This is a genomic window from Pseudoduganella sp. UC29_71 (assembly GCF_042693265.1).
Classification (GTDB): domain Bacteria; phylum Pseudomonadota; class Gammaproteobacteria; order Burkholderiales; family Burkholderiaceae_D; genus Rugamonas.
This window is the reverse complement of sequence record NZ_CP170549.1, coordinates 1,960,564-1,973,515: the sequence shown is the minus strand read 5'-3', so window position 1 is coordinate 1,973,515 and position 12,952 is coordinate 1,960,564. Positions and strand designations below refer to the sequence as shown.

Sequence of the window (12,952 nt, the reverse complement as noted above, 5' to 3'; positions counted from 1 at the left end):
GCCGGGCTTAGCGGGGGGACGGGAAAACCATGGCATGAAAGCCAACATCTTCAGCAGCGTCTTGTCGCCGGAATTTGCATTTCGCGCCGCAAAATCCGCCGCTCGTCGCAATCCGTTGGAGCCTCGCGAAGGCATTGAGTACAGTGCAGTCATCGGAACACCAAACACCACTGACCACCAACCTGAAGGAAGAGCAAAATGAACGTCCTGAAAAACTTCGAAGCCCTGTTTGTCGTGACCCTGGGCCTGGCCTGTGCCGCCAACTATGTGCTGGACACTGACACTGTCACCGCCGTCGAAGCCCAGCCCATCGCCGCACGTGCCGCTGCCGCACCTGCCTACGCTGCCGCCAAGGACATGCAAGTGGTTGTTGTCAGCGCCAAACGCCTGAGCGCCGAACAGAAACTGCAACTGCTGAACGACGAGCGCAAAGCTACTGCCTCGGCCAAGATCTGATGCCGGCGCCGAACATTCGCCTGCACGCCCCGCGCTAGACCAGCGCCCCAGCGTGGCAGGCGAGTCCCCTTCTGTACGTTAGCGCACACTGTATTTGCATATAGCTGTGTCAGTTGTAATAAGTTGCATCTTCCTTTCTCCAAGCCACCAGCGCTTGATATAGTGAATTCAGCGTCACTCATATCAACGGAGAACAAAATGATCAAGCCTACCTTGTACGCAGCAGCCCTGTTGGCTGTGAGCTCTGCCGCGTTCGCGCCCATGCCGGCTTCGGCCCAGGTGGATGTGAATCTGGTCATCGGCACCGCGCCGCCTCCGCTGCGCTATGAAAGCCTGCCGCCGCCGCGTCACGGCTACGTGTGGGCGCCGGGCTACTGGAACTGGAACGGCCACCGCCACGTGTGGGTTTCCGGCCACTGGCTGGTCGAGCGTCCGGGCTACTACTATGTCCAGCCGCAATGGGTGCAGTCGAACGGCCACTGGATCCGCCACGAAGGCCGCTGGGACCGACGCGGCCGGGGCGATATGGACCACGACGGCATCCCGAACCGCTATGACCGCGACCGCGACGGCGACGGCATCCCGAACCGCTACGACAACCACGACAACCGCAACTACGGCCATGACCGTGGCCGCCGCCACGACAACGACCGCGACGGCGTGCCGAACCGCTATGACCGCGACCGCGACGGCGACGGTGTGCCCAACCGCTACGACAACCGTCCCGACAACCCACGCCGCAATTAAGCGGGCGGCCAGGTCAACATTCAGGCTGTCCTGACCGGGCTGGCGCGCCAGTACTGCGCCAGCCCCAGGTTTTTCAGCGCCGCGTTCACAAAGCGCGGCTCCAGCAGTTCTTCCGCCGGCAGCGCCTGCCGTATCAGCTTCTGGCTGCGCGCAAACGCCACCACCCGCCGGTAGTGCCGGTACACCACCTCGTCGTACAGCGGCGTCCACCGATCCTTCCATGGCAGGGACGGATCATCGTAGGAGCGCCGTATCACGCTCTCCGGCGTGCCGTTGCGCGTGCCGTCGCGGATCACGGTATCCCTGTTTTCTTCCTGCGCGGCCCAGTACTGCGCCTTGACCCAGGCCGTGGCGACCAGCTCCGCCAGTTCCGGGTTGGCTCGCGTGTAGTCGCACCGGCCCCACAGTTCCGCGCGCATCTTGCGGTCCGGCTGGCCCTTGCTGGTCCAGATGATCTTCCCTATTCCCTTATCCTCCAGCGGATAGCCGTTCAGCTGGAACAGGCCGTCCACCGCGCCCGTTGCCAGCGCCGAAGCGCCCGGCTTGATGTCCATGTTCACCAGCTTGAAGTCGCGCGGCGTCAGCTTGTTGTCCTCGATCAGGTGCAGCAGGCCCAGTTCCCACGGCCGCCCGCGATGGATGCTGATGCGCTTGCCCTTCAGGTCCAGCAGCGAGCGGGCGCTGGAGCCGGGCGGCACCAGCAGGAACAGGTCCGCACCGCGCCCGGCCGGCACTATCACCTGGGTGCGCACGCCGCCCGCGTTCAGGATCACAGAAGGCAAGTCGCCGTAGGCAGCGAACTGGATACGGCCGCTCGCGAACGCTTCGTTCATGGTGGCGCCAGTGTCGCCCGTTACCGGGAACCACTCCAGCTGCACGCCGCGCCTGGCCAGTTCGCGCGCCAGCCAGCCTTCCTGCTGTACGCGGTAAGGCGTGCCGCTCAGGCTGGCCTTGCCGTTCTCGGCGAACGCAGTCACCGCAATGCGCAGCACGCCCGGTTCCCCTTGGGCGCGCACCACGCCGGGCAGCAGCGCTGCGGCCGGGGCCAGCTTCAGTAGTGATCGTCTGTCCATGCTGTTTCCCGGTTGGCGTCAGGCCGCGCGCTGGTGCAGCGACAGCGCCGCCTCGAACGGACGCGGATCGATCCAGCTGCGCACGTCCACGCGGTTCGGCAGGAACTGCCAGCGGTAGAGGAAATCGCTGAAGTCCTGCAGGCCGGCGATGTTGGTTTCGGAAAGCTCGGTATCCAGGCGCAGGTGCGCGTCTTCGCCGTAGGCCACCGTCACCCAGTACTCGCTGCTGTTCGACTCGCGCGCCAGGAAGCGGCGCGTTTCGTCGGGATTGCCGCGCGCCCAGGCCTCGGCGCGCAACACCTGGTCCACGATGCGCACGGCCGAATCGAAATGGTGCTCAAGCAGGTTCTGGTCCACCGTCAGCGTGCGCGGCGTGCCGTTGTTGGCGCGGATCAGGGGGTCCGGATGGGCGCCGGTATCGATCACCGTGTGCAGGCCGAACAGGTTGGCGATGTGCGCGGCGCTGGCGCCTTTCAGGAAGATGGCGTCCACCTCGCCGCGCAGCAGGCCAAGCAGCTCGGCGCTTTGGCCGCCACTGCGGCGGCCGCTGAACACATTGCTGCCGGCCGCGCGCACCGCCGGCGCGTCGCTCTGCCCTGCTTCGATCACGAAATCGACCAGTTCAACGTCGCTTACCGCCAAGCCTTCCAGCTTGAGGGCGTTTTCCAGGCCGCGTATGGCCTGGGCGCGAGAGAAATCGATCTGGGCGGCCGTCCAGCGCGGCAAGCCGAAGCGGCGGCCCTTCAGGTCGCGCACGGTCTTGATGCCGCTGTCCGGGAGGGTCAGGATCAGCTGGGTTTCGTCCGACCAGGACAGGCCCAGCACGCGCGTGTCCCGGCCCGCCGCGCGCGCCCACAGCGCGGGGATATTGCCGCCGTGGCGCACCGAGTTTTGCAGCGTATGGTCGAAGTGCGACTCGCGCACCGCCTTGTCGTTCGATTCGCGCAGCGACTGCACATTGGTGCACTGCGCGCGGAAGGCCTCTTCCAGCCAGCCTTTTTGCAGCGCGATGCCCAGGCCGGTCGGAACCGGGCAGCGGGTGTACCACAGGGTATCGAGGGAATTGCTCATGTCAGCTCCTGGTGTGAATTAGTGAATGAAATCTGCGTGCAAACTGTCGCGGATGGCGACGAAACCGGCCTGGCCGCGCTGGCGCGGGTGCGGCAGCGCCACTTCCTGCACCCGCCGGATACGGCCGGGCCGCGCGTCCAGCACCACGATGCGGTCGGCCAGGTAGACCGCCTCGTCGATATCGTGGGTTACCATCAGCATGGTGATGCCCTCGTCCTGCCACAGGCGGCGCAGCTCCTGCTGCAGGCGCAAACGGGTGAGCGCGTCGAGCGCGCCCAGCGGCTCATCCAGCAGCAGCACGTCCGGCTTGCCGACCAGCGCGCGGGCGATGGCGGCGCGCTGCGACATGCCGCCGGAAAGCTGGTGCGGGAAGGCGCCCGCGAAACCGTCCAGCCCTACGCGGGCGATCTCCGCCGCCACGCGCTCGCGACGCTCGGCCGCAGGCACTTTGGTGTTGGTGAAGGCCAGCCCTATGTTCTGCTCCACCGTCAGCCAGGGGAACAGGCGGTGGTCCTGGAACACCAGCCCGCGATTCAGGTCGGTGCCCTGAATGTCCTTGCCGTCGTGCTGCAGGCGGCCTTCGTATTCGGTATCCAGTCCCGCCAGCAGGCGCAGCAAGGTGGACTTGCCGCAACCGGAAGCGCCCACGATGGCGACGAACTCGCCGGGTTCAACACGGAACGAGATGTCGTCCAGTACGGGAAGGCGCTCGCCTTTCAGCGCGAAGGACTTGCTGACGTTCTCGATCAGCAGGCCGCCGCTGCGGCGCTGGGGCCGCGCGGTGGGCAGTGCGTGCAGCAGTGCCTTGGAAATCGGTGCGTTCATAATGCTCCTTCAGGATTCAAATCGATGGATGCGGCGCGCCACGCGGTACAGGACGGCGTTCATGGCTTGCGCCACCAGCGCGATCACCACCACAGCCAGCAGCACCACGTCCATGCGGCCCGCCACTTCGCCGTTCAGCAGCAGCGAGCCGATGCCCGGGCCGGCCGCGAACAGCAGCTCGCCGCCCATGCAGGCCAGCCAGGAAAAGGCCAGCGCGTGGGTCAGGCCGGTGACGATGGCCGGCGTGGCGGCCGGCAGCAGCACGCGGCGGAAGGTTTGCCATTGCGTCAGCGTGAGCACCTGCCCCACTTCGCGCAGGCGCTGCTCCACGTTGCGTATGCCTTCGCAGGTGTTGAGCGTGGTGGGGTAAAAGGCGGCGATGGCCACCACCAGCAGCTTGGCGGCATCGCCGCTGCCTACCCACAGCCCGAGCAGCGGAATCAGGCCGAGCAGCGGCACCTGGCGGATGCTGTGGTACAGCGGGCCGATCAGGCGTTCGGCCACGCGCGACTGCGCCATCAGCGTTCCGGTGGCGATGCCTGCCGTGCCGCCGAGCGCAATGCCGGTCAGCGTGCGGCCCAGGCTCACTTTCAGGTGCAGCCACAGCTCGCCGGACGACAGCAGCTGCAACAGGCTGTCCCACAGCAGCGGCAGCGGCACGAAGATGTAGGCGGCGCTGGCGCCCTGCCCCGAGGCCCACTGCCAGGCGGCCAGCAGGGCCACGGGCAGCAAAGCGCCCTTGAGAATTGAGATTGCCCTGGTTTGCATGGTCAGCCTTTCTTCCAGCGGGTAAGGCGCTGTTCGATCAGGCGGAAGCTGCGGTCCAGCGCAAAGCCGATCACGCCGGTCAGCACCACGCCCACCATCACCACGTCCAGCCGGAACATCTGGCGGCCCATTTCCATCATCTGTCCCAGGCCGCTGTCCGCAGCCAGCAGCTCGGCGCCCACCAGCACCATCCAGGAGCGGGACAGCGCAATGCGCACGCCCGTCAGCACGTCGGGCACGATGGCCGGCAGCGCGATGCGGAGGATCACGTTCCAGCGCGAGAAGCGGTACACGGCGGCCACCTCGAAGTACCGCGCGGGCAGGTTGCGGATGGCGTCGTGCGCGGCCAATGCGACGATGAAGAAGGTGGCCTTGGCGACGATGAAGACCTTGAAGCTCTCGCCTATGCCCAGTACCAGGATGAACAGCGGGATCAGCGCCACGGTGGGCAACTGGCGCAGCACGTTGAAGGTAGGTTCTACATAGGCGCGCAGGGGCTTGGACAGGCCGAGCAGCACGCCGGCTGCCAGGCCGGCAGCGCCGCCCAGCGCGAAGCCGGCGAACAGGCGGTACAGGCTCACGCTCAAGTGGTCCGGCAGTTCGCCGCTTTCCACCAGTTCCACTGCGCTCAGCGCCACCTGCCAGGGCGACATCAGGATCTGCGGCGGCGCCCATTCCAGCGCGGTGGCGGCGGACCACAGCAGCAGAACCAGCAAGGGTGCTGTCCAGGCCGACCAGCGCGTGGCTAGCCAGCGCTCCGCCAGCCCGGCATGGCGCGGCGCGGCCGCGCGGGGCGCATTCCGTCCTTTCCGGAGCGGCGCGCGCGGACTCTCCAGCGAAGGCGCCACCTCCTCGGGCAACGGCGGCAACTGGTGCGGCATGGACCGCGACGGGCGATAAGCGGCGGCGATAGTCATAGACAGGCTCCTTCCTCAGCGGGTCCAATAGTCTTGCAACTGAAGCTGGACCAGGCCCTGCTTCACGAACTGCGGCGCGAACAAGGCGTCCACGGGCAGCGGCCGGGCGATCAGGCCGGCCTGCTTCGCATACTCGGCTTCGGCCGCGTAGTGGGCGCGAACGGCGGGCGTGAACAGCGGCGACCAACGGTCCTTCCACTGGGTGCCGTCGCCTTCCAGCTCGCGCCGCACCACGTCCTCGCTCTGGCCGCCCAGCGCTTCCGACTTGATGTAGCTCTCGCGCCCCGCATCCGCCGCAGCCTTGTGGTGTTCGCGCAGATAGGCCGACACCACCAGCTGCGCCACCTGCGGATAGCGCTGCAGGAAGGCGCCGTCGCCCCACAGTTCGGCGCGCATCTTCCAGTCCTCCGGTGCCTTCTTGCTGGCCCAGATGATCTTGCCGACCTTCTTATCCTCCAGCAGGAAGGCGTCGCTCAGGGTGAAGAAGGCGTCCGCCCCGCCGGTGGCAAGCGCCGCTGCGCCGGCCTGCGGATTCAGGTTCAGGATCTTCACGTCGCTCAGCTTCAAGCCATTGGCTTGCAACAGGCGCGCGAACGGGTATTCCCATGGCCGGCCGCGGTGCAGCGCGATGCGCTTGCCTTTCAGGTCGCGGATAGAACGCGCAGTGGAGTTGGGCGGCACCACCAGATAGGTGTTGTTCAAGCTCCCGCCGGGCAGCACCAGCCGCGTTTGCAGGCCGGACGCGTTGGCGATAATCGAAGGCAGGTCGCCATAGTGCGCAAAGTCGATGCTCTTGCTGGCAAAGCCTTCGTTCACCTGCGCAGCCACGGCATTGGTGGTGACAGGCACCCATTCCAAGCGCACGCCCAGCTTGCCCAGCTCCGTTTCCAGCCAGCGGTCCTGCGCCACCTGGGCCGAGGCGCCGGCGAACACGGTCTTGCCTGCAGGCGCCGAGCGCGCCACGGCGGCAATGCGCACGCTTTCCGGCAGCTTGGCTGCCACGGCTGCGGGAGCGCTTGCACGAGACGTTGCAGACCCCGTCGCGGACGCCGCCGCCGAAGCGACCTGGGAGGCACCGGCCGCCCAAGCCAGGCCGGCGTGCGCCGTGCCGGGCATGGCCACGGACGCGATGCAGACCATGCTGGCCATGCGAGCCGCAGCGGCCAGCGTGCCGGCCAATAATGCGCGCGCGCCGCGCTTGCGTTGGAGGGACAGTGCCGTTTTCATCGTGACTCCTTACAGATCGCTGGCGGGCAGCAGGGACAGTTCGCGCGCAGTCTCGATCAGATTGCTCATCTTCCATTGCTGCAGCAGCACGCCCGGTCCGAAATCGCGCGAGCCGCCGATGGCCTCGGCCTGGATCTGGATCTTGGCCCCCTCCTCCAGCAGCAGGATGAATTCGGCCAGCTTCAGCAAGCCCTGCTTGCCCCACACGGTGGCGCCGCCGTTCGCTTCCAGGATGGCGGTGGAATAACTGTTCTTGGAAATCAGGCCCAGGATGAAGTCCACTTCCGGCTGGCGGCGGTCGATGTAGATCGGAATCTCGCGTATCAGCTGGAAGCGCTGCACCGGCACGTAGCGGATCGGCAGCGTGCGGTGGGTCTGCGCCCAGGCGCCCAGCGCAGGCGAGTGCACGTGCGAGATCGACGTGACTTCCGGCCGTTCGCGGAACAGTTTCAGGTAGCGGCCGCCGCCACCGCCGGCGCCCGAGTAGACGGTGCCATCGAGGCCGACGACGGACGCCGTCAGCGGCTGGCCTTTGCGGAACGGACCTGGATCGTTCACCACCACCACCTTGTCTTCGCCCGGAATGCGCTCCACGAATCCGACGGTGCCGTTCGCCGTCAGGCTGCCGGTCTCGCGCAGCGCATTGAATGCCAGCTGCGCATCCTTGCGGACCTGCTCCACGAATTCTTGTACCTCTACGCTCAGTTGCGCTTGTGCTGCCAGTGCTTCAGTCATTGCATTACTCCCTGCGGGTTGGTCATGCCTCTACTTTCGCAAGACGCGTGCCAGCCGAAAGCGCTGCTCCAGGCGCCCGCACTGCGCGCCGCGTAGCAGCCGCTGTTGATATCGCAGCAGCGGCGCCGGCCACTGTCGCCCCGGCAGCAAGCGCACGCCGCACGGGGCGCGGCGCGGCGGGCATGCTTCCTGCAACCACTGAGGACGGCCGCCAAGCGGACCGACTCAACCCTCTACTACAAGGACCAACATGAGCACGACCAACAAACAAGCCAAGCCCGTGGAAACGGTTTGGTTCACGCGTTGCCCCGTACCGACCGCCACCGGCCTGGCATACAAACTGGGATGGCTGGACGAAGAGTTCGCGCGCGACGGCATCAAGCTGCAAACGCTGCAGGAAGTCGGCGGCGAGCTGGCGCGCCACCATTACGACCACCAGCTGGAAACGCTGGTGCGCGAGGGCGGCAACCTGCTGGCCCTGCCCGCGCGGGCACAGGGCGCGCCAACCCGGCTGATCGGGCTGACGTGGATAGACGAGTGGCAGTCCATCCTGGTCCGTCCCGGCTCCGGCATCACGAGGCCGGAGCACCTGAAGGGCAAGCGCCTGGCGCTGCCCGCCTTCCGCAACGACGACCTGCAGAACAACCGGCGCGGCCGTAGCATCGCGCGCGGCATGAGCCTGGCCGGCTACAAGGGCGCGCTGGCATCGGCCAGGTTGACGCTGGACGACGTGCAGCTGGTGGAACTGGGCCAGAACGGCCCCGCCGAGTACCGCAACCTGGGCACGAATCTGTGGGAAGGCATTTCGCCGCTGCTGCTGGGCGAGGTGGACGCCGTGTACGTGAAAGGTGCTGCGGCGGCCGACGCGGCGCGCGACGCGGGCGTGGTGGTGGGCATAGACCTGGACAAGCTGGAGCGGCGCTACAGGGTGAACAACGGCACGCCGCGTCCCATCACCGTGCACGAGGACTTCCTGCGCGACCATTTCGAGCTGGTGGTGCGCTTCCTGACGCAGACGTTGCGCGCGGCGGAATGGGCCAAGACGCATAAGGACGAGGTGCTGCAGATCCTGCAAGGCGAAACACGGGCCGGCGGCCAAGGCGTGGCGGAAGCCTACCGCGATGGCTTCCATCTGGCGCTGGCGCCGGATCTGTCGGACGAGAAGGTGGAGCTGTTCCGGCAGCAGAAGCACTTCCAGCTGGTGCACGGCTTCCTGGACCGCGATGTGGATGTCGATGCGTGGCTGGACCGCAGGCCGCTCGAAGAGGCGCAGCGGCGCGTGGCGGAGAGCTTGCGCGCGGCGGCTTGACCCGGTTCGGCGGGTTACGCTGGCTGCGCCAGCTAACCCGCCCTACAGTGCCGGATGAATCACGGGTCCGTAGGGCGGGTTAGCGCGCAGCGCGTAACCCGCCGATGCGCGCACGCTACAGCTGCGCGGTATAAGACAGCCCAAAGGTGCGGCGCGCGCCCCAGTAGACCGTGTCCCCATTCACGGTGCCGGGCACGAAGCTGGTCAGCGTATGGTTCTTGTAGATCTTGTCCCCCCACATTGTTCACATAAGCGCTAAAGGTGTGCTTCCCGCCCGGCAGCGTGTACGACAGCCGCGCATTGCCGATACCGTAGCCGCCCTGATTCAGCAATCCCCGCGCATCGGTCTGCGGATCGACGTAGTAGTACTGCTTGCTGGTATACCGCCAGTCGCCGCTGACCACCAGCTTGCCGTTGGCCACCGGCAGGCGATAATCCGCCTGCAGCAGCGCGGTGCCATGCGGCGAGCGGACGAACTCGTTGCCCGAACGGTTGCCGCCGTTATTCTGGATATTGAACTCATCGAACTCCGTGCGCAATATGCCGATATTGGCATTGATGTGCAGTTCGTCAACCGGCTGCAGCTCCAGCTCGAACTCGGCGCCGTTCACATGCGCCCTGGCCACGTTCTGCAGGTAGTTGACGCTCTGTGTCGGGTCGCCGTTGTACACGCCCGTAATGTTGACCTGCACATTCTTGTAGTTGTAGCGGAACAGGTTGGCGTTGAAATTGAGCTTGTTGTCCCACCATTCCGACTTCAGGCCCAGCTCAAGGGAATTGAGCGTTTCCGGCGCCACCGTATTCAGCGCCCGCACATCGGTTGCGCTGGTGTTGTAGCCGCCGGACTTGATGCCGTGCGCAGCCTTGAAGTAAGCGCGCGCGGTGGAACTGAGCTTGTATTCCGGCGTAAAGTCCCAGGTCAGCGCGTGCCAGGTAGTCGATGGCGTAGAGACGAAATTGTTGTTGGCGACCGACGCCGCCCCGTAGTTGGCGCCGCTGACCGTATTCCACCAATTGTCCACGCTGCCGAATTGCGGCGTGCCAGATGCGGCTTGGCGGCGGCGCAGGTCCAGGTCCTTGGTCTCGGTGGTCCAGCGCAGGCCCAGGATGGCGCGCAGCTGATCGCTGAAGGTGGCCGTGGCGCTGCCGAACACGGCGAAGCTGCGCGCCTCGTGGCTGTAGACCGTGCTGTTGTAGCCCACCGGCTGCGTGCTGCCGGCCAGCGCAGGCGCGGCGCCGTTCGGCAGGCGCGCGGATGCCGAGTCGGAGTCGATCTTCTCGTTGAAGTAGAACAGGCCCGCCACCCAGCTCACCTTGTCCTCCTGCGGCGAAGCCAGGCGCAACTCCTGCGACCACTGGCGGCTCCTGGCGGTGGCGTGACTGCGGCTGATCTCCAGCGGCGTGTTGTCGCCGTCGCCCACGCTCTCGGTGCGGTAGTTTTCAAAGCCGGTGATGGAGTTGAGCGAATATGGCCCGAGCTGGTACTCCAGCGCCAGTTGCCCACCGCCCTGCTTCACCGAGCTGTTGGCGGGCGCGTTGGCGCTCACGTCGTCCGGATTGGTGCTGGGGATGTAGCCGTTGCGGTACACGCCGTTGGCGGCGTAGCTGGCCACGGTGGTGATGGTGCCGTCGGTCTTGTAGTCGCGGTAGTGCAGGTTCAGGTTGGCGCTCAGGTCCTTGCTGATCAGCGCCTTCAGCTGGCCGCGTATGGCGCTGTCGCGCAGCGCGCCATCGTTCGCGCCGGTGAACAGGTTGTGGAAGCGGCCCTCGCCCTGGTCTTCGGTGTGGAAGGACAGGCGGCCGGCCAGCACTTCGTCCACCAGCCCGCCGCCGATAGCCCCTTCCACCAGCTTGGTATCGTAGCGGCCGTAATCGAGCTTCAGGTAGCCGCTGTTGCGAAAACTTGGCTTCTTCGAAATGACATTGATGGCGCCGCCGGTGGTGTTCTTGCCCCACAGCGTGCCTTGCGGCCCGCGCAGCACTTCCACGCGGTCCAGGTCGAACAGCGGGAAGCCGGTGGCGGACGAGTTGCTGATGTAGACGTCGTCCAGGTAGAAGCCGACCGGATTGGGGAAATCGATCTGCTGCTGGCCGGCGCCTACGCCGCGTATCCACCAGCGCGGGCGGCCGTGCTGCTGCGTGCCCGCCGAAGCGTTGGGGACGAAGTTCAGGATCTCGGATGCGGAGCGGCCTACGCCATCGTCCAGCAGCTCTTTGCCGCCAAGGACGGTGATCGAGCTGGGCACAGACTGCGCCTTCTCTTCGCGCTTCTGAGCGGTGACGGTGACGGTTTGCAGCGCGCCGAGTTCGCCCACCACGTAAGGGACGCTGCCGGCGGCGGCAACCGGCGCGGTGGCGGCGACGGTGGTGGCGGCGACGGCCGCTGCGGCTTCGGCTTGTTCTTCCGCGTGCGCGGCGCCGCCGGCAAGGGCGATGGCGAATACGGCGCTCAGCTCACGGCTGATGACGGTGCGTTTGAATCGGGTGGCTGGCGATTGCTGGGGATGCATGGAGACTTCCTTTGTAATGAGTAACGGGTAAGTTAATCATTGCAAGCGCCATGCCTGGCTGGGGCCATCAAAGCAAGCCTTGTCCTGTAAGGCTTACTTTGAAATGGAACGAACTGGTGATTTTTGAACACCCAGGCAAGGCTTGCTGCCTGGGCGACAGTGCTGCTTTTCAGCCGACAGCACGCAGCGCTTGCGGCTGCACATGGCCGCGTACCAGCGGCAGGACTTCTTCGCCCACGCGGTAGGCTTCTTCCAGGTGCGGCGTGCTGGAGAGGATGAAGGCGTCGGCGCCCAGCTGGACCAGTTCATCCAGGCGTTCGGCGACTTGCTGGTAGCTGCCGACGATGCCTTGCGTCTGTCCGCCGCGCAGCAGGTTGAAGCCTGACCAGACGTTGGGTTCGATGATCAGGTCACGGTAGCTGTTCAGCGTTGTGGGCAGGTTGGAGCGCTGGCGGGCGGCGCCGACCGAGTCCCCTTGCGGCGCCAGGAATTGCCTGAGCGTTTCGGCGTCCACCCGTTCGAAGCCTTTGCGGACTTCGTCCCAGGCTTCTTCCTCGGTGGCGCGGGCGACAATATCGACCCTCACCGCGCACTTGATTTTACGGCCCAGCAGGTCGGTCTTCTCCTTCACGCGGCTGAATTTTTCGCGCAGGGCAGCGAAAGGCTCCAGCCAGGTCAGGTAGTAGTCGGCGTGCCTGGAGGCCGATGCCAGGGCGGCGTCGGAGGACCCGGAGAAGTAAATTTCAGGGAACTCCTCTTTCGACAGCGGGTCCGGCAGGCCACCGTGTTCCAGCTGGTAGAACTTGCCCTGGTAGGAGAACGGGCCGCCTTGCCAGACGCCGCGTACGATATCGAGGAATTCGGTGGTGCGGCGATAGCGGTCGTCGTGGCTGGCCGAGTCGCCCCACCACAGCTGCGCGGGACCGCCTCCGCCGGTGATGACGTTGTACAGCGCACGCCCGCCGGTGGCGCGCTGCAGGCTGGCCGTCATGCGGGCCGCTGCGACCGGGTTGAGGAAGCCGGGCTGGAACGGGATCATGAAACGGAAGGTGTCGGTCTCGCTTGCCAGCAGCGCGGAGATGGCCCATGGTTCGTCCGTCATCGGGAAGGATGGAATCAGGCCGCCGTGGAAGCCGGAGACTTCGGCTGCGTGGGCGATCTCGGCAAGGTAGTCGATATAGGTGTAGCCGCCCGCCAGCTCAAGCTGGGCGTTGCCCGCCAGCGTGTCGCCACGGTACGGCGTGCGGCTGCGGTGCGAGCTCGGCTCGCCGTGAGTGGGAAGGCGCCAGAAGAAATCTACAGTCATGTTGTGCT

13 protein-coding genes are annotated in these 12,952 nt (G+C 66.1%); 4 read left to right on the top strand and 9 right to left on the bottom strand.

Features of this window, described 5'->3' with window-relative positions:
- Nucleotides 1-34: 34 nt before the first annotated feature.
- The 3 genes from ACFJI2_RS08720 to ACFJI2_RS08710 all read left to right on the top strand — a co-directional run bounded on the left by ACFJI2_RS08720 (nucleotide 35) and on the right by ACFJI2_RS08710 (nucleotide 1,203).
- Nucleotides 35-202 carry a hypothetical protein gene (locus ACFJI2_RS08720; RefSeq protein WP_377704640.1) on the top strand — a complete coding sequence of 56 codons (168 nt, stop codon included), beginning with the start codon at nucleotides 35-37 and terminating at the stop codon, nucleotides 200-202.
- On the top strand, nucleotides 199-456 hold the full coding sequence (locus tag ACFJI2_RS08715) for a hypothetical protein (RefSeq protein WP_132137016.1): 258 nt from the start codon (nucleotides 199-201) through the stop codon (nucleotides 454-456). Before ACFJI2_RS08720 ends, ACFJI2_RS08715 begins: the two co-directional genes overlap by 4 nt.
- Before the next feature lie 198 nt (nucleotides 457-654).
- The gene (locus tag ACFJI2_RS08710) at nucleotides 655-1,203 is read left to right on the top strand and encodes a thrombospondin type 3 repeat-containing protein (protein ID WP_377704639.1); all 549 of its coding nucleotides are present in this window, start codon (nucleotides 655-657) and stop codon (nucleotides 1,201-1,203) included.
- 20 nt (nucleotides 1,204-1,223) lie between these two features.
- Here ACFJI2_RS08710 and ACFJI2_RS08705 read toward each other — a convergent pair whose 3' ends face one another.
- Genes ACFJI2_RS08705 through ACFJI2_RS08675 form a run of 7 tightly spaced genes read right to left on the bottom strand, consistent with a single transcriptional unit; the run spans nucleotide 1,224 to nucleotide 7,819 of the window.
- Nucleotides 1,224-2,276 (bottom strand): ABC transporter substrate-binding protein, encoded by a 1,053-nt coding sequence (locus ACFJI2_RS08705; RefSeq protein WP_377704638.1) that lies wholly within the window; start codon nucleotides 2,274-2,276, stop codon nucleotides 1,224-1,226.
- A gap of 18 nt (nucleotides 2,277-2,294) precedes the next feature.
- Nucleotides 2,295-3,347, bottom strand: coding sequence for an ABC transporter substrate-binding protein (locus ACFJI2_RS08700; protein ID WP_377704637.1), 1,053 nt, complete (start codon nucleotides 3,345-3,347; stop codon nucleotides 2,295-2,297).
- Nucleotides 3,348-3,365: 18 nt separating this feature from the next.
- On the bottom strand, nucleotides 3,366-4,172 hold the full coding sequence (locus ACFJI2_RS08695; protein ID WP_377704636.1) for an ABC transporter ATP-binding protein: 807 nt from the start codon (nucleotides 4,170-4,172) through the stop codon (nucleotides 3,366-3,368).
- Nucleotides 4,173-4,181: 9 nt separating this feature from the next.
- On the bottom strand, nucleotides 4,182-4,940 hold the full coding sequence (locus ACFJI2_RS08690; protein ID WP_377704635.1) for an ABC transporter permease: 759 nt from the start codon (nucleotides 4,938-4,940) through the stop codon (nucleotides 4,182-4,184).
- A gap of 2 nt (nucleotides 4,941-4,942) precedes the next feature.
- Complete coding sequence (locus ACFJI2_RS08685) at nucleotides 4,943-5,857, bottom strand: ABC transporter permease (protein ID WP_377704634.1); 915 nt, start codon at nucleotides 5,855-5,857, stop codon at nucleotides 4,943-4,945.
- Between the two features lie 15 nt (nucleotides 5,858-5,872).
- Complete coding sequence (locus ACFJI2_RS08680) at nucleotides 5,873-7,084, bottom strand: ABC transporter substrate-binding protein (protein WP_377704633.1); 1,212 nt, start codon at nucleotides 7,082-7,084, stop codon at nucleotides 5,873-5,875.
- A 9-nt stretch (nucleotides 7,085-7,093) separates the two neighbouring features.
- Nucleotides 7,094-7,819, bottom strand: coding sequence for a class II aldolase/adducin family protein (locus ACFJI2_RS08675; protein ID WP_377704632.1), 726 nt, complete (start codon nucleotides 7,817-7,819; stop codon nucleotides 7,094-7,096).
- A 250-nt stretch (nucleotides 7,820-8,069) separates the two neighbouring features.
- Between ACFJI2_RS08675 and ACFJI2_RS08670 the strand changes: the two genes are divergently transcribed.
- A complete protein-coding gene (locus ACFJI2_RS08670; protein WP_377704631.1) occupies nucleotides 8,070-9,128 on the top strand; it encodes an ABC transporter substrate-binding protein in 1,059 nt (352 codons plus the stop codon).
- Nucleotides 9,129-9,187: 59 nt separating this feature from the next.
- On the opposite strand, the gene ACFJI2_RS08665 is transcribed toward ACFJI2_RS08670, so the two are convergent.
- Entirely contained in the window at nucleotides 9,188-11,638 is a 2,451-nt protein-coding gene (locus tag ACFJI2_RS08665) for a TonB-dependent receptor (RefSeq protein ID WP_377704630.1), read from the bottom strand.
- Between the two features lie 169 nt (nucleotides 11,639-11,807).
- Nucleotides 11,808-12,944, bottom strand: coding sequence for an LLM class flavin-dependent oxidoreductase (locus tag ACFJI2_RS08660; RefSeq protein WP_377704629.1), 1,137 nt, complete (start codon nucleotides 12,942-12,944; stop codon nucleotides 11,808-11,810).
- Nucleotides 12,945-12,952: the final 8 nt, after the last annotated feature.

Excerpts from the sequence above, each read along its gene's own strand:
- ACFJI2_RS08720 (WP_377704640.1), top strand. The coding sequence starts at position 35 with ATGAAAGCCAACATCTTCAGCAGCGTCTTGTCGCCGGAATTTGCATTT.
- ACFJI2_RS08715 (WP_132137016.1), top strand. The coding sequence starts at position 199 with ATGAACGTCCTGAAAAACTTCGAAGCCCTGTTTGTCGTGACCCTGGGC.
- ACFJI2_RS08710 (WP_377704639.1), top strand. The coding sequence starts at position 655 with ATGATCAAGCCTACCTTGTACGCAGCAGCCCTGTTGGCTGTGAGCTCT.
- ACFJI2_RS08705 (WP_377704638.1), bottom strand. The coding sequence starts at position 2,276 with ATGGACAGACGATCACTACTGAAGCTGGCCCCGGCCGCAGCGCTGCTG.
- ACFJI2_RS08700 (WP_377704637.1), bottom strand. The coding sequence starts at position 3,347 with ATGAGCAATTCCCTCGATACCCTGTGGTACACCCGCTGCCCGGTTCCG.
- ACFJI2_RS08695 (WP_377704636.1), bottom strand. The coding sequence starts at position 4,172 with ATGAACGCACCGATTTCCAAGGCACTGCTGCACGCACTGCCCACCGCG.
- ACFJI2_RS08690 (WP_377704635.1), bottom strand. The coding sequence starts at position 4,940 with ATGCAAACCAGGGCAATCTCAATTCTCAAGGGCGCTTTGCTGCCCGTG.
- ACFJI2_RS08685 (WP_377704634.1), bottom strand. The coding sequence starts at position 5,857 with ATGACTATCGCCGCCGCTTATCGCCCGTCGCGGTCCATGCCGCACCAG.
- ACFJI2_RS08680 (WP_377704633.1), bottom strand. The coding sequence starts at position 7,084 with ATGAAAACGGCACTGTCCCTCCAACGCAAGCGCGGCGCGCGCGCATTA.
- ACFJI2_RS08675 (WP_377704632.1), bottom strand. The coding sequence starts at position 7,819 with ATGACTGAAGCACTGGCAGCACAAGCGCAACTGAGCGTAGAGGTACAA.
- ACFJI2_RS08670 (WP_377704631.1), top strand. The coding sequence starts at position 8,070 with ATGAGCACGACCAACAAACAAGCCAAGCCCGTGGAAACGGTTTGGTTC.
- ACFJI2_RS08665 (WP_377704630.1), bottom strand. The coding sequence starts at position 11,638 with ATGCATCCCCAGCAATCGCCAGCCACCCGATTCAAACGCACCGTCATC.
- ACFJI2_RS08660 (WP_377704629.1), bottom strand. The coding sequence starts at position 12,944 with ATGACTGTAGATTTCTTCTGGCGCCTTCCCACTCACGGCGAGCCGAGC.